General features: G+C 26.4%; 14 protein-coding genes. All 14 read left to right on the top strand.

The features are described from left to right. Positions 1-6: 6 nt before the first annotated feature. The 14 genes from KGF48_RS16780 to KGF48_RS16715 all read left to right on the top strand — a co-directional run bounded on the left by KGF48_RS16780 (position 7) and on the right by KGF48_RS16715 (position 16002). On the top strand, positions 7-672 hold the full coding sequence (locus tag KGF48_RS16780) for an amino acid ABC transporter permease (protein ID WP_227840709.1): 666 nt from the start codon (positions 7-9) through the stop codon (positions 670-672). A 305-nt stretch (positions 673-977) separates the two neighbouring features. Next, a complete protein-coding gene (locus tag KGF48_RS16775) occupies positions 978-1667 on the top strand; it encodes a hypothetical protein (RefSeq protein WP_227868287.1) in 690 nt (229 codons plus the stop codon). Positions 1668-2097: 430 nt separating this feature from the next. Beyond that, entirely contained in the window at positions 2098-2637 is a 540-nt protein-coding gene (locus tag KGF48_RS16770) for a helix-turn-helix domain-containing protein (RefSeq protein ID WP_021383760.1), read from the top strand. An 18-nt stretch (positions 2638-2655) separates the two neighbouring features. Further along, positions 2656-3699, top strand: coding sequence for a spermidine/putrescine ABC transporter ATP-binding protein (gene potA, locus KGF48_RS16765; protein WP_227840931.1), 1044 nt, complete (start codon positions 2656-2658; stop codon positions 3697-3699). Between the two features lies 1 nt (position 3700). Continuing rightward, entirely contained in the window at positions 3701-4537 is an 837-nt protein-coding gene (locus KGF48_RS16760) for an ABC transporter permease (protein WP_227830099.1), read from the top strand. 104 nt (positions 4538-4641) lie between these two features. Continuing rightward, entirely contained in the window at positions 4642-5316 is a 675-nt protein-coding gene (locus KGF48_RS16755) for an ABC transporter permease (RefSeq protein WP_227436781.1), read from the top strand. Further along, positions 5316-6368: an ABC transporter substrate-binding protein gene (locus KGF48_RS16750; RefSeq protein WP_227830098.1), complete on the top strand. Its 1053-nt coding sequence runs from the start codon at positions 5316-5318 to the stop codon at positions 6366-6368. The genes KGF48_RS16755 and KGF48_RS16750 overlap by 1 nt, the downstream gene beginning before the upstream one ends. Before the next feature lie 333 nt (positions 6369-6701). Further along, complete coding sequence (locus tag KGF48_RS16745) at positions 6702-7550, top strand: diguanylate cyclase domain-containing protein (RefSeq protein ID WP_227840933.1); 849 nt, start codon at positions 6702-6704, stop codon at positions 7548-7550. Continuing rightward, positions 7540-9204, top strand: coding sequence for a polysaccharide deacetylase family protein (locus tag KGF48_RS16740; RefSeq protein ID WP_227840934.1), 1665 nt, complete (start codon positions 7540-7542; stop codon positions 9202-9204). The genes KGF48_RS16745 and KGF48_RS16740 overlap by 11 nt, the downstream gene beginning before the upstream one ends. Before the next feature lie 49 nt (positions 9205-9253). Further along, complete coding sequence (locus tag KGF48_RS16735) at positions 9254-10510, top strand: glycosyltransferase family 2 protein (protein ID WP_227868286.1); 1257 nt, start codon at positions 9254-9256, stop codon at positions 10508-10510. A 22-nt stretch (positions 10511-10532) separates the two neighbouring features. Next, positions 10533-12614 (top strand): cellulose biosynthesis cyclic di-GMP-binding regulatory protein BcsB, encoded by a 2082-nt coding sequence (locus KGF48_RS16730; RefSeq protein ID WP_227868285.1) that lies wholly within the window; start codon positions 10533-10535, stop codon positions 12612-12614. Between the two features lie 37 nt (positions 12615-12651). Then, positions 12652-13737: a glycoside hydrolase family 113 gene (locus KGF48_RS16725; RefSeq protein ID WP_227840937.1), complete on the top strand. Its 1086-nt coding sequence runs from the start codon at positions 12652-12654 to the stop codon at positions 13735-13737. Between the two features lie 57 nt (positions 13738-13794). Next, positions 13795-14904 (top strand): non-hydrolyzing UDP-N-acetylglucosamine 2-epimerase, encoded by a 1110-nt coding sequence (wecB, locus tag KGF48_RS16720; protein ID WP_227840938.1) that lies wholly within the window; start codon positions 13795-13797, stop codon positions 14902-14904. 123 nt (positions 14905-15027) lie between these two features. Next, the gene (locus tag KGF48_RS16715) at positions 15028-16002 is read left to right on the top strand and encodes a glucosaminidase domain-containing protein (RefSeq protein WP_227840939.1); all 975 of its coding nucleotides are present in this window, start codon (positions 15028-15030) and stop codon (positions 16000-16002) included. The last annotated feature ends 265 nt before the right edge of the window (positions 16003-16267 follow it).

The raw sequence follows: 16267 nt of genomic DNA, 5'->3' as shown, positions 1-16267 counted from the left end.
AATTTTATGAGTTTAGATATATCATTCATGTTTAAAATTTTACCAGAAATATTTATAGCATCTAAAGAAACAATAATAATTGCTTTAATATCTCTAGCACTATCTTTAGCGATAGCAATTGTAATGGCATTGATAAGCTATAATGAAGTTAAAGTATTAAATCAAATTGTTAAAGTGTATACATCAATTTTTAGAGGTACACCATTGCTAGTTCAATTGTATGCATTATATTTTGGATTGCCAAGAGCTATTCCAGCACTTGTAGATATGTCTCCATTTACTGCAATAATAATTGCTTTATCAGTAAACATGTCAGCATATATGTCAGAGACTATAAGAGGAGCTATTTCCTCTGTTGATAGGGGACAATATGAAGCAGGAGCTTCTATAGGACTTACAAATGTACAAATATTTAGAAGAATAGTTATGCCACAGGCTATAAGAGTAGCTATACCTGCATTGTCTAATCACTTTGTAGATTTAATTAAGGGTTCATCACTAGCTTTTACTATAGGGGTAATAGAAATAATGGCAACAGCAAATTATAATGGTGGTAGTAAATATAAATATCTAGAAGCTTTCTTAGTAGCAGGATTTGTGTATTGGTTCATATTATTTGTATTTGGATTTATTCAAAAAAAAATAGAAGAAAAACTAAATACTGCATATTAATAATAATATTACATATAAAATAAAAGCTATTTAAATATAATAAAATATATTTAAATGGCTTTTGTTATTTAATTATAAATAAAATTGAAAATACAGTGTTTAATTATCGAAATATATAAATTATCTCTTCGAAAAAATAATCTGAAAATTTGTAACCAAATTGTAATAAAGTGGTAGTTATTTAGCATAAAATGATGTATCATAGAGTTATATTATAAAATTTATAAAATAGGATTTTTGTATGAAAACTGCTGACTTTTGGTATTTAAGGTGAGTAGTTAAATTATGTTTAGGAGGGGTAGATTTTGTTACAAAAAGTATTATGGAAATTTTCAAAGCTGGTTTTAGGTCTATTTATATGTTCAATTGGTATAGTATTGACGATAAATTGTAACCTTGGTTTATCTCCTTGGGATGTGTTTCATCAAGGTCTTTCAAATCATGTAGGAATAACTATAGGGACTGCCTCTATAATTGTAGGCTCTATAGTAGTTATAGCTGATGTTATTCTTGGTGAAAATGTAGGATGGGGAACTGTATTTAATATGTTATTAATTGGTTTTTTTATGGATTTACTTCTATACACTAACTTAATTCCAAAGACTGATAGTGTATTAATAGGAATAATTATGTTGATTTTAGGTTTGGGGCTTGTAGCTCTTGGAATGGTATTTTATATGGGAAGTGGTCTAGGAAGTGGACCTAGAGATGGTTTGATGGTTGCTCTTCAAAAGAAAACAGGAAAATCACTTAACTTAATAAGAGGAACTATAGAAGTTGGTGCATTAATAGTTGGATTTTTCTTAGGTGGAAAAGTTGGTATAGGAACTATAATAAGTGCATTTGGTCTAGGATATCTTACACAAATATTATTTAATTTGTTTAAATTAGATTGTAGTAAAATTAAACATAGATTTATAATAGATGATATAAAATTTATAAAATTATATATGAGTGGAGATAAAAAAACTGCCACTCAAAATATGGCTAAATAGTCCTATAAAGAATTAATTAAGAGTATATAGTAATTATAAATAAAAATTTTCTTGTAAATATATAAAATTTCAAATATTAAAAGATATGGATTGCTAAAAAACTATAAAATATAGATTTTTAGCAATTTTTTATTTACTTAACATATTCTAAGACCTTAAAAGCTTTTATATATGTTAGATGAATTGATTTATTTATAATTAGAGATACTAAACTTTATAGATATTAATATAAACACATTCAAATTGTGTATTTTCAAAGCCTTTAAAATACTTGTATTTATTCTAACTAAAAAAATAAAAAAATTAGCAAAAAAGTCTTGTATTATATCTGAATTTTATATATAATTACCTATGTTGTTTACAAATTTTAAACTCAATGTTTAGTAAACAAAATGTTTAGTAAAATAAAACACAAATTAGGAGGTGCAACATGGATATAGGTGAAAAGATAAAAAGATTAAGAACAGAAAAACAACTGACCCAGGAAGAGTTAGCTAATAGATGTGAATTGTCAAAAGGATTTATTTCTCAACTAGAAAATAACTTAACATCACCATCCATAGCTACCCTTATAGATATACTTGAGATATTAGGTACAAATTTAAGGGAATTTTTTAATGAAATAGATGACGAAAGAATTAGTTTTACAAAAGAAGACATGTTTGAAACTGAAGATGAGGACTTAAAATATAAATTAAAGTGGTTAATTCCAAATTCACAAAAAAATGAAATGGAGCCAATAATAATAACATTGTATCCAGGTGGACAATATAAAGAAGAAAAGCCACATGAAGGTGAAGAATTTGGATATGTACTAGCAGGTTCAATATATGTTCATATAGGCGAAAAGAAAAATAAGGTAAAAAAAGGAGAAAGCTTTTACTTTAGACCAAGAGCAAATCACTATATATCAAACGAAGGAAAAACGACAGCAAAAGTGATTTGGGTAAGTACGCCACCATCATTTTAGAATAGAGGTGTTTAATAATTGGTAGAAAATATAATAGAATTAAGAGATATATCTAAGCATTATGAGGAACTTACTGTTTTAGATAATTTCAATTTAGATATAAAGAAAAATGAGTTTTTAACTTTACTTGGGCCAAGTGGATGTGGAAAGACTACTACATTAAAAATAATAGCAGGGTTTGAGTATGCTGATGATGGCAAAGTTTTATTTGAAGGTAAAGAAATAAATAATTTACCACCATATGAAAGACAAGTAAATACAGTCTTTCAAAAATATGCTTTATTTCCACACATGGATGTATATGAAAATGTAGCTTTTGGCTTGAAAATTAAAAAAACTCCAAAAGATATAATAGATACTAAAGTAAAAGAAGTTTTAAAACTTGTTGCATTAGAAGGATTTGAAAGACGACAAGTAGACTCATTAAGTGGAGGTCAACAACAAAGAATTGCAATAGCAAGAGCTTTAGTAAATGAACCAAAAGTATTGTTGTTAGATGAGCCACTTGGAGCATTAGATTTAAAATTAAGACAAGAAATGCAAATAGAATTAAAAAGAATTCAAAAAAAGTTAGGAATAACATTTGTATTTGTAACTCATGACCAAGAAGAAGCTCTTACTATGTCAGATACTATTGTTGTAATGTATAAAGGTAAAATACAACAAATGGGAACACCTCAAGACATATACAATGAACCTAAAAATTCATTTGTAGCGAAGTTTATAGGTGAAAGTAATATATTTGATGGAATTATGATGGAAGATTATAAAGTAAATTTCTGTAATAGAGAGTTTGAATGCGTAGATAAAGGATTTGAAAAAAATGAAAATATAGAAGTAGTAATAAGACCAGAAGATATAAAAATGGTAAAGCCAGAAGAAGGAATGTTAAAGGGGAAAGTTACATCTACAGTATTTAAAGGAGTGCACTATGAAATAGAATTAAATGAAAATGGAAGATTGTGGATACTTCATAATACCAAAAATGCTGAAGTTGGAGTAGAACTAGGCATGGACATATATCCAGAAGACATCCATATAATGAGAAAAGAGAGTAACTAATATGAAGAAGAAATCTTTTTTAGCATATCCATATGTAGTTTGGAGTGCGATATTTGTAATAATTCCTTTAATACTAGTAGTATTTTTCAGTTTTACAAAAGACTCAAGTACAGGTTATGTGTTTACACTTGAGAATTATAAAGAAGTAATAGACCCTATATATATTAAAGTATTTGCTCGCTCTATTCTTTTAGCAGGAGTAGCTACATTGATATGTCTTGTAGTTGGTTATCCAGTGGCATATATAATTTCAAAAGCTCATGTAAGTAGAAGAGGTTCATTAATACTGTTGTTTATTCTTCCTATGTGGATGAACTTTCTTTTAAGAACATATGCATGGGTAGCTATATTAGGAAAAAATGGACTTTTAAATACGTTTTTAGGATGGTTTGGAATACAGCCATTAGCAATTTTGTATACTAATGTTGCTATACTTTTAGGTATGGTATATAACTTTTTACCATTTATGGTTCTTCCAATATATACAGCACTTTCAAAGATGGATAATGATTTAATAAATGCTGCTCATGACTTAGGTGCAAATAACATGACAGTATTTAGAAAAATTATATTTCCTTTGAGTTTGCCTGGGGTAATGTCTGGAATAACTATGGTATTTATGCCAGCAGTTACTACTTTTGCAATATCAAGACTGCTAGGTGGAGGCAAAATAATGCTAGTTGGAGATTTGATTGAACAACAATTCACAGTTGTTGGAGATTGGAACTTTGGCTCAGCTATATCAATATTTATGATGATAGTAATATTAATATCCATGTCGATAATGTCAAAATTTGGAGATGAATCTGACAAAGAAGGTGGTGGGTTACTATTTTAAAATTAAAGAAAATAACTTCTAATATATATTTAGCATTAGTATTCTTATTTTTGTATGCACCCATATTTGCATTGGTACTATTTTCTTTTAATGATTCAAAATCAATGGCAAGATGGAATGGATTTACATGGAAGTGGTATGGTCAATTACTTCAAAATGAAAGTATAATGAGTGCTTTATATTACACTGTTGTGATAGCTATATTAGCATCCGTAATATCAACAATAGTAGGAACTATAAGTGCTATAGGAATACATAAGATGAGAGGGAAGAGTAAAAAATTAATACTGAATGTAAACTACCTTCCTATTTTAAATACAGAAATAGTTACAGCAGTAGCCCTTATGAGTCTATTTGTATTTGTAAAAATGGAGTTTGGTTTTACAACAATGTTATTAGCACATATAATGTTTTGTTTGCCATATGTTATACTTTCAGTTTTACCAAAAATGAAGCAATTACCTGATAATATAGAAGATGCAGCTATGGACTTAGGAGCAACACCTATGTATGCTCTTAGAAAAGTAATTTTACCACAAATAAAACCAGGTATAGTTTCTGGATTTTTAATTGCATTTACTATGTCAATAGACGACTTTATAATAAGTTTCTTTAATGCTGGAAATGGTGTAAGTAATCTTTCTATAGAAATCTATGGAATGGCTCGAAGAGGTATAAAGCCTGAAATAAATGCATTATCAACGATAATGTTTGCAGTGGTTTTAGGATTACTTCTATTGGCTAATAAAAAAGAATCTATAGTAAGGGGGACTAAATAATGATTAAGTTTAAGAAAATAATATCCCTTGTAACTGTAGGTATGATTACAGCTACTTTATTTACAGGATGCAATAAATCAACAGATTCTACAAAGGTTCTAAATGTATATAATGTTGGTGATTATATAGATGAATCTCTTATAGATAAGTTTGAAAAAGAAACAGGAATAGAAGTTCAATATTCAACTTATGATACTAATGAAATGATGTATCAAAAGGTTAAGAGTGGTAGTACTCATTATGATTTAGTTTTTCCATCGGATTATATGGTGGAAAAAATGAAAAATGAAGGTCTTTTGGAAAAAATAGATTTTAAAAACATACCTAATATGAAGTATTTAGATAAGAGTTTTTTAAATCCTGTATATGATGAAACTAACGAATATAGTGTTGCATATATGTGGGGTACTCTTGGAATATTATATAATAAAAAAGAAGTTAAAGAGCCTATAGATAGTTGGAATATACTTTGGAATCCAAAATACAAAGGAAATATGATGATGTTTGACTCTGTTAGAGATACTATAGGGATAACTCTTAAAAAATTAGGATACAGTATGAATAGTGTAAATCCAAAAGAAATAAATGAAGCAAAAAATCTTTTAATAAAGCAAAAGGATTTAGTCCTAGCATATGTAAACGATGAAGGAAAAGACAGATTATTAGGTGGAGAAGTCGCAATGGGGATGTTGTATTCTGGAGATGCAGTTACATTGATGGATCAAAATCCTGACCTTGACTATGCTATACCTAAAGAAGGTACGAACAAGTGGGTGGATGCTATGTGTGTACCTACAACAGCGCAAAATAAAAAAGAAGCTGAGTTATTTATAAACTTCTTGTTAGACCCAGAGAATGCAAAAGTAAATGCTGAATACATTGGATATTCAACACCTAATACAGGAGCACTAAAGTTATTGGACCCAGAAATAACTAGCAATCCTGTTGCATATCCATCTAAAGATGTGCTTGCTAAATGTGAAACTTTTGAAGATATTGGTGAAAATATCAAGTTATACGATAAAGCTTGGATAGAATTAAAATCAAAATAGAGTATTATTTATTTAATAATATTTACTTAATAAAACTGTTCTTATTTAGAAATTATTTTCTAATTATTGAACAGTTTTATTTTTTTTACTTATATATATATGTCATAGATATATATAATTTATTTACTATGAATACATACATGATAATTATTTTGAAGATAAGCAAATAGAGAACATTAATGTTAAATATTTGTTTGTTTTTTTATTATTTATATACATATATAATTTAATTTATTTTTACTAAATTAAAAAATTATTTGCATATTGATTTTAATAATAATTAGAAAAAATGGGCAACTTAATAAAATAATTGGAGGTGTAAATTTATAAAAAATGAATGGGACAAATAAAAAGATAGATTTATTAATGTTAAGTTTGTTTGTTTTTATATTTTTAATTGTTGGGATAGTAATACTATCTATTAGAACAGAAAATAAATTGAATGTATTTATAATGTTATCAGTTATATTTTTTATAATAATGTTAACTTATTTATCAAACTCAGTAGTTGGTTTAATAACAAGTTCAATAACTATATTTATATATACGTCCTATATTTTATATAACAATATTACTCATAATATAGATATTGAGTTTATATCATATATATGGATAATAGCAGTACCAATATCTTCAATTATAATGGGAAATATAAATAAAAATATAAATGAATTACAACTTACAAATATAAAATTAACTGAACAATATGAGGAACTAGTAACTATAGATAATGAAACTGGGCTTAGAAACTTAAAAATTTTTTATAATGATGTAAATATGGAAATAAGTAAGTCAGTCAGACATACTACTACTTTTTCTCTTATGATAGTAAAACTACCATATTATGAAAACCTACAGACTATATTTGGTGAAAGTAAAACTAACAAAATAGTAAAATATATTAGTTCAAATATTGTAGAGTGTACAAGAAATGAAGATATAATATACAGTTTACAAAAAGATATGATAGGAATACTGATGCCAAACACAGCATTAGAAGGTTCAAAGGTTGTTAGAGATAGAATAAAGAAGAGGATAAAAGAGTTAAACTTAGATTTAAATGATAAAGGAAAATATGTAAATATAGATGTGAAAATTGCAATTTTAGAGTATAGAGATACTTTTGGAGATAGTATAAATTTTAAGAATATGGTTGAAGAGGAATTGCAGTATGATGTTTAAAACTTACAATAAAAATTTATCTAAAGTATTAATTGTGCTTTTAATAGTATTGATAATGTCAAATTTTAATATACACTCATATGCACTAGAAACTTATTCTAATACAAACAAGGTATTGGTTATCTATGATTCTAAGAAAGAAACATCTTACAATCGAGATATATTGAAAATTGTAAGAACTCTATTAGGTAGATTTAGCTCAAATATCGAGTTATTAAAATTAAGCAACTATGATAATGAGATAAATAAAACTTATTATAGTCATATATTCATTATAGGGATAAATGAAAATTCATATATTAATGATGAAAAAACTAACATCTTAATTAATTCATTAGATTCCTATAAAGGAGTCATCTGTTGGTTAGGGTATGGTATAGAAAATCTGTTGGAATATAAGAAATATAATTTAGAATATGTAAAAAAAACAAATAATATAAACAGTGTAACCTATAAAGGTAAAGAGTATAACTTAGATGAACACCATTTATTTAATATTGTAAAATCAACAGATAAAAGCAATAAAATTATAGGAACTATTAGTGATACAGTAAATGAATATCCGTATATTGTAAATGACAAAAATCTTTTCTATGTGTCAAAGTTGGATTTAGATGGTGTTTTATTTTATATATTTTGTGATTCACTAAATGATGTGTTTGATATTGAAACATTCAATAAGGGTCGCATATTTGTAAGAATAGAAGATGTACATGCATTTAGAGAACCAAAAGAATTAATAAAAATAGCTGATTATTTAAGCAATAAGAATATACCATTTACAATTGCTTTAATACCAGCTTATGTAAATCCTAAAAATCATAAAATAACTACTTTATCAGAAAGCCCTGAGATTGTTAAAGCAGTAAAATACATGCAAGATAAGGGTGGTACAGTGATATTACATGGATACACTCATCAATATAAAAATGAAGAAATTTCTGGAGAAGGATATGAATTTTGGGATGGGGAAAAAGATGCTCCATTAAAAGAAAATATGACAATTTTTGTGAAAGATAGAGTTTTAAAAGGGCTTAGAATATGTATAGAAAATGGGATTTATCCTCTTGCATTTGAAGCTCCTCATTATGCAATAGAATATGAAGGATATAAAGAATTAAAAAAATATTTTTCTACTTATATAGGACAACATCAAAATAATGATAAAAAATTTAGCACAAATACATATCCCTATGTTATTAGGGATACAGAAGAGTTTAATATATTTATACCTGAGAATTTGGGATATATAGACCCAGAGGATAAGTTCACTTTTCAAAACATAAAAGAAAATTTAGATACAGTATCTATTGTCAGAGGCTTTAGTGGAGGTTTTTTCTTTCATTCGTATTTAGATATAAAATATTTGAAAGATACAATAGAATACCTAGAAAAACAAAATATAGAGTTTATGGATTTAAGAGATTTTGATAATTGGGTAAAGGTTGATGAGATACAAATAAGAAATGATGGTAATGAAATTAAAGTTAACTATGATAGAAATTTAGAAAAAAATAAAGAAGATGAAACTAGGTTTAAATCTATATCTAAAATCAGCAAAATCTTAATATCAATAGTATCCATAAGTGTTTTAGTTTTTATAATTATATTTATGTATTTTAAAAAAATAGACAAAAAGAAATTTTTAAAATAAAAAATTTTAGATTAAGTTCTAAGATTTAAAAAGATTTTAGGAGAATTTTATGAGAGGATTAAATGTATCAGAGTATCTATTTATATTTAGTTTATTTAGTATATGGTCTTTACTACTTATAAATATAGTTTTAGCTATGGGAGGGTATTTATTTTATTTTAGGAACTTTGATAAAAAAATAAAAAAAATTGATAGATATCCAATGGTATCAATACTTGTTCCTGCTCATAATGAAGCCAAGGTAATAGGTAGGACTGTGGAATCTTTACTACTACTTAATTATCCTAAAGATAAAATGGAACTTATTGTGATAAATGACAATTCTTCTGATAATAGTAGAGAAATTTTAGAAAGCATAAAGAATAAATATAAAAATTATAATTTTACTATTATAAATACAGATAGCATAACTGGAGGTAAGGGAAAATCAAATGCATTAAATATTGGATATAAAATTTCAAAAGGAGAGTTTATAGCAGTCTATGATGCAGATAATACTCCAGATAGAGATGCACTTAGGTATTTAATACAAACAATAGTTCTAGATGATGAATTAGGTGCTGTTATTGGAAAGTTTAGAACCAGAAATAAAAGTAAAAATCTATTGACGAAATTTATAAATATAGAAACTTTAAGCTTTCAATGGATGTCTCAAGCTGGTAGATGGCAATTATTTAATTTATGTACAATACCAGGAACTAACTTTATATTGAGAAAAAGTATTATAGAAGAAATTGGGGGATGGGATAGCAAAGCAATTGCAGAAGATACAGAAATTAGCTTTAGAATATATAAGTTAGGATATAAGATAAAACTTGTGCCACAGTCAATAACATGGGAGCAGGAACCAGAAACTATTAAAGTTTGGATAAAGCAAAGGACTAGATGGGCAAAAGGGAATATATACGTTTTAATGAAATATATAAAAAATATATTTAAACAAGGGAAAAATAAAATTGTATTTGATATAACCTACTTTTTTTCTGTATATTTTCTATTTTTAACATCTGTTATTATCTCAGATATTTTATTTGTCTTAAGTGTACTTAAATTAATAGAGATTTCTATTCCAATCAACTTTATCATAATATGGATACTATCGTACATTTTATTTATCATAGAAGTGAGTATAAGCTTAACTATAGAAAAAGGTGAGGCTACAATCGAGAATATATTTATAGTAGCACTTATGTATTTTACATATTCTCAACTATGGCTATTTGTTGCTATAAAAGGAATGGTAGAGTATTTAAAAGATATAATTTTAAAAAGAGAGGTCAAATGGTATAAAACGGAAAGATTTTAATTCATGTACAGGAGGTATTAACATGAAAAAATTTGTTGTATTAATTGTATCTTTAGTATTGTTTTTTTCAAATATCGCATTTGTAGATGAAGTAAAAGCTGATGAAACTAAAGTCAAAAATTATAAGTTTGAAAGAGATGTAACTATTGATGGAGTTATAGGGAGCAATAGTACTTTTTTTGAAGTAAACAAAAATTGGAACGTTGAGGAAGTGTTATTTAATCTTAATTTTAGTAAGAGTCAAATATTAAATGGAGATGTTTCAAGTTTAACTATCTTAATAAATAATGTACCAATAAAATCAATTAAACTAAATGCCAAAAAAGATTATAAAGATACACTAAAAGTATTAATACCAAAAGAATATATAATACAAGGATATAATGAAATAAAAGTAAAAGCATATAAAACAATATCTGATAAAATATGTCAAGATGATTCTAACACTGGAAACTGGATGGTTATTCATAAGGAATCTTATACATCAATTAGATACAAACAGAAAAAATTGGGCAATTCAATAAATGAGTATCCATATCCATATATAGAAATTGAAGAAAATTTTAAATTAGATACAACTTTAGTAGTTCCAGATAATATGAGTAGGGGTGAATCTACAGCTGTGTTTAATTTAGCATCAGAATTTGGAAAAATAACACAGAACGATAAGTTACAGTTTGATGTTAAATTATATTCAGAAATGAAAAACTGGTCAGATGATAACATTATATACATTGGTAAACCTGAAAATACGGCAGAAGAAATTTTAAATATTCTAAGTGCAAAGGAACAAACTTTATTATCTTCAAATTGTATAATTAAACAGATAAATTCTCCATATAACAATAATAAGAAGATGTTAGTAGTAATAGGTAGTAATGAAGAAGATTTAATAAAAGCATCAAATTTATTGATAGACAATAGACTTTCTAATCAAATTTTATCATCATCAATACTTGTAAATAAAGATACTAATATAAAGACTGCTGGTGAACAAGAATTAAATTTAGGTCATATGACTTTAGAAGACCTAGGATATACAGATATTTTGTTGGAAGGTGCATTTAATCAACAAGCTTTATTTGATGTTAGAATACCAAAAGGTAGAAAGTTAGATAATGGTTCAAAGATTGTTTTAAATTTAAGATATTCTGATAATTTGGATTTTGACAAATCATTAGTTACAGTGTATATAAATGATGTTGTCGTAGGAAGTAAAAAATTAGATAGGGCATATTCAGATAATGACAAACTAGAATTAAAAATACCTAAAGATATAGATAATAAAAACTATTATCAAGTTAAGCTGGTGTTTAATTTAAGTATAAAAAATTTAAATTGTGTTACAAGAGAAAGTAATAATCCTTGGGCATATGTTTTAAATAGCTCTTATTTGGAACTATCAACAAAAGAGAATCAGTCACTGAGTTTTGAAAGTTATCCATATCCATTTGTTAAGAATGATAAGTTTAATGATTTAACTGTGATAATGCCAGATTATTCAGGGTCCCAAGCAATGACATGGATGTCCAAACTAGGTGTTAATTTAGGTGCAAATATGAATTCGCATGAGGGAAACATAAATGTAATTAGAGGTAAAGAGTTTAGCAATAAATATAAAGATACGAATATTATAGTTTTTGGAGTACCACTTAACAACTCTGTTATAAAGATGATAAATAGCAACTTAAATATAAAGTTCAATAAAAACTATTCTAACTTTTTATCAAATGATAAGGTAAGCTTTATTGACGATTATGGTAAAAATATTTCATCAATACAATTGATAAAATCACCTTACAATAATCAAAAAAATATTATGGTAATAAGTTCAATAGATGAAAAAAATTTATATTTAGGAATGGATTATTTATTAAATAAAAGTCAAGTGAATGATTTAAAAGGAGATACATTAACAATTGATGAATATGGAGAAGTAAAAGATTTAACGTATAATACAAAAATAAATAAAGAAATAAAAGATTCGAGTAGAGAATTGAATATAAGTAAAACAGCTAAAGTTTTTTTTGTTGTTTCTTTTATTGTTATAGTTGTAGCTGTAATTCTATCAATGTTATTTATTAAGAAATATAAAAGAAGATAATACAGTAAACTTATTATTTTAAAATGAGGTATATGATTTGAATAAAAATGTAAACAAATTTAAATTTAAGAAAAATATTTTAATCTTAGGAATTATTTTAACTTTTATATTTATAATTTATTTTGTAAATGTTGAATTAAAAAATAGAAGTTTAGTAAATAGTCAGTATGAGGGCAAGATTAAATCAGCCAATTTATCTATAGATTATGAAATAAATCAAGTTATGAAGGATATAGATAAGCTAGGATTGAATACAATAAATGTACCTATAGTTATAAATGTGGATGATATTAATTCTGATATCATGTCAATAGATAATAATAGCAAAAAAAAGGCAATTAAACTAATAAAAAAATTAAATAAGAAGGGTATTTCCACAATATTAGAAGCATATCCATGGATAAAAAATGGAGAGTTATATGAGACCGATTGGAATCCTATGAATAAAAAAAGATTTTTTTATAACTGGCAAAATACTGTATTAAATGAACTTATAGAAGATGTAGCAAATCCATTGAATGTAAAGGTTTTAAATGTAGGCTCTAATTTTGTATACTTAGAAGAATATCAACAAAATTGGGGTGAAATAATAGATTTTGTACAATCAAAATTTGATGGTCTTGTAACATATAGAACTAATTGGTGGTATACGAGAAAAGGTGATTTAAATAGTAAATTATCTTATGAACAAAAACTAAATAATAATTTTTTTGATAAGTTAGACTTTATATCCATAGCAGCGTATTTTGAGTTAAGTGATAAATCTGTCAATACAGTTGATGAATTGGTTTCTGCTTTGCATTCATCTACTGTAAATAATAGAGGACAAAATATAAAAGAAGAACTATATAATCTTTATAAGGTTCATCGTAAACCGATATTTTTTGGAGAATTAGGTTTTTCAAATAGAGAAAATGCAAGCTCTCAACCATGGAATCATGTTCCTTCAGAAATTATAAATGATGAAGAACAAGCAAGATGCTTTGAAGCATATAGGCGAGTTTTTGAAAAAGAAGATTGGATAAATGGTTTTTCTGTGTTTTGTGTAGGTAAAATTGATGAAGAAAAAAACTTTTATCCATCAAAAGAGAGTATAAAGATTATTAAATCTTGGTATAAATAAACTTGTTATATAAATAGACAATTATAGTATATAAATAGTTGATTAGGAGAGATATAAATGGATGACATCAAGGTTATGACTGTATTTGGAACTAGACCTGAAGCTATCAAAGTAGCTCCTTTAATTAAGGAACTTGAAAAAAGAGAGCATATAAACAGTATTGTGTGTGTGACAGCACAACATAGAGAAATGCTTGACCAGGTTATAGAAACTTTCAATATAAATGTAGACTATGATTTAGACATAATGAAAAAAGGGCAAAGTTTAAATGATATAACATGTAAAGTTTTAAATGAACTTCCCATGATTATAGATAAAGAAAAGCCAGACGTAATCTTAGTACATGGAGATACAACGACAACTCTAGCTACTAGTTTAACTGCATTTTATAGTAAAATTTTAGTGGGTCATATAGAAGCAGGACTTAGAACTTATGATAAATATTCTCCATTTCCAGAAGAGCTAAATAGACAGCTTACAGGAATTATTGCTGATATACACTTTGCCCCTACTAGTTTGGCAAAACAAAACTTAATTTCAGAAGGAAAGTCTGAAAACAATATCTTTGTAACAGGTAATACTGCAATTGATGCATTAAAGATGACAATAAGAGAAAATTATACTCATCCTATAATAGATAAGCTTGGTGATGACAGAATGATTTTATTGACTTCTCATAGGAGAGAAAACTTAGGAGAACCCATGAGAAATATATTTAGAGCTGTAAAACGAATAGTAGATGAATTTGAAGATGTACAGGTAGTATATCCCATACATTTAAATCCTGAAATACGTAGTATAGCTAGTGAAGTATTTGGGAAAAATTCTAAAAAAATTCACATTATCGAGCCTTTGGAAGTAGTTGATTTTCATAATTTTTTAAACAAATCCTATATGATAATGACTGATAGTGGAGGAATACAAGAGGAAGCTCCATCACTAGGAAAACCAGTACTTGTGTTAAGAAAAAAGACAGAAAGAATAGAAGGTGTTGAAGCAAAAACACTTAAATTAATAGGTACAAATGAAGAAGATATATATAATTCTGTAAAACAATTATTAACAAATAGAAATAATTATATTCAAATGAGTAAAGCGTCTAATCCATATGGGGATGGAAATGCAAGTAAGTATATAGTGGATGTAATAGTGAAAAAATTTAATTGAAGATACTTAAATTAGCTTTTATTAGCTTAATTTAAATTTTATATATAAGATAGAATTAAAATATAACCACTTAATATAAAAATTATGATAAGATAAGGAATACAATTAGCAAGGGGGAATAATATGGCTAGAAAATGTATAAAAAATTTAGGCAAAAATAAAACTATAAGAAGATTAAAGCTTGTATTTAAGAAGATATTTATTACTGTATTCATAATAGCAAGTATAATAGCTGTTTTTAATATAACAAAATATTTTGAAGACTTATACAAGGTAAGAGATATAAAGACTACTAAAATTGAATACTATATGGATGTAGCTGATGAAGCAGGGGGCGGAAAAGTTCAATTAAGCTGGAAGGAGCTACTTGCTATAGACATGGTAATATATGATGAAGATTTAAGTAATATAAAAAAGAAAGATACATTAAATGTCGGTGAAAAATTTATAGTAGAAGACAAAAATGATAAAGGAGAAAAGGTATACAAGGTAAAAAAGTTTAATAAAGTATTGAATGAATTGAAATTTGACACTTCTCAAAAAAGTAGAGCAAAAAAATACATGAAGGATTTAGAATATACGTATCTTGGAAATAAAGAATTAAAAGATAGTGATGAAAAAATTAAGTTTATAAAGAAATTAGAAGACTCAGCTATAAGAGAGTATATCGATTATGGCATATTACCATCTATAACAATTGGACAAGCAATATTAGAATCTGGGTGGGGTAATTCTAAACTTACAAAGCAAAGTAATAATTTATTTGGTATAAAGGCAGATAAAGCATGGAAGGGAAAAAGTGTAGCAATTTCAACTTCTGAACATTATAATGAAAAGATTGTAGCAAGCTTTAGGTCATATGGTTCACTGGAGGACTCTGTAAAAGACCATGGTTTATTTTTAGTGAATAATAAAAGGTATAGAAAAAATGGATTGTTTGAAGCAAAAGACTATATTAGTCAAGCACAAGCATTAGAAGATGCTGGATATAGTACAGCTGAAGACAAAAGTGGGAATCGTATATATGCAGAACTACTGATAGAAGTTATTAGAAGTTATAACTTACAATTAATAGATAATAAAGTAGAAACAAAATAAGTATTGATTCTACATGAATGTGTAACAAGATAAATTTGTTTTTTACAAAAGAATAGAAAAAATGTAAAAAAACATAAAAAAATGTATTGACTTGTTATTTAAAAGGTGATATTATTATTACTGTACTCGAAAGAGAGCAAAATGAACTTTGAAAATTAAACAGTAGGTTAATTTATAAAACAAGAAACAAACCATAAAGCCAGATATTTTGATAACAATAGTATCTGAGCCTGATAAACTTTTATTTGAGAGTTTGATCCTGGCT

This window comes from Clostridioides sp. ZZV15-6388 (assembly GCF_020657755.1).
GTDB lineage: Bacteria > Bacillota > Clostridia > Peptostreptococcales > Peptostreptococcaceae > Clostridioides.
The sequence above is the reverse complement of the archived record's forward strand: the minus strand, read 5'-3'. Positions and strand labels throughout refer to the sequence as shown.

Coding starts and splice junctions, on each gene's coding strand:
- KGF48_RS16750 (WP_227830098.1), top strand. CDS start 5,316: ATGATTAAGTTTAAGAAAATAATATCCCTTGTAACTGTAGGTATGATT.
- KGF48_RS16755 (WP_227436781.1), top strand. CDS start 4,642: ATGGCAAGATGGAATGGATTTACATGGAAGTGGTATGGTCAATTACTT.
- KGF48_RS16740 (WP_227840934.1), top strand. CDS start 7,540: ATGATGTTTAAAACTTACAATAAAAATTTATCTAAAGTATTAATTGTG.
- KGF48_RS16760 (WP_227830099.1), top strand. CDS start 3,701: ATGAAGAAGAAATCTTTTTTAGCATATCCATATGTAGTTTGGAGTGCG.
- KGF48_RS16745 (WP_227840933.1), top strand. CDS start 6,702: ATGAATGGGACAAATAAAAAGATAGATTTATTAATGTTAAGTTTGTTT.
- KGF48_RS16730 (WP_227868285.1), top strand. CDS start 10,533: ATGAAAAAATTTGTTGTATTAATTGTATCTTTAGTATTGTTTTTTTCA.
- KGF48_RS16715 (WP_227840939.1), top strand. CDS start 15,028: ATGGCTAGAAAATGTATAAAAAATTTAGGCAAAAATAAAACTATAAGA.
- KGF48_RS16735 (WP_227868286.1), top strand. CDS start 9,254: ATGAGAGGATTAAATGTATCAGAGTATCTATTTATATTTAGTTTATTT.
- KGF48_RS16770 (WP_021383760.1), top strand. CDS start 2,098: ATGGATATAGGTGAAAAGATAAAAAGATTAAGAACAGAAAAACAACTG.
- KGF48_RS16780 (WP_227840709.1), top strand. CDS start 7: ATGAGTTTAGATATATCATTCATGTTTAAAATTTTACCAGAAATATTT.
- wecB (WP_227840938.1), top strand. CDS start 13,795: ATGGATGACATCAAGGTTATGACTGTATTTGGAACTAGACCTGAAGCT.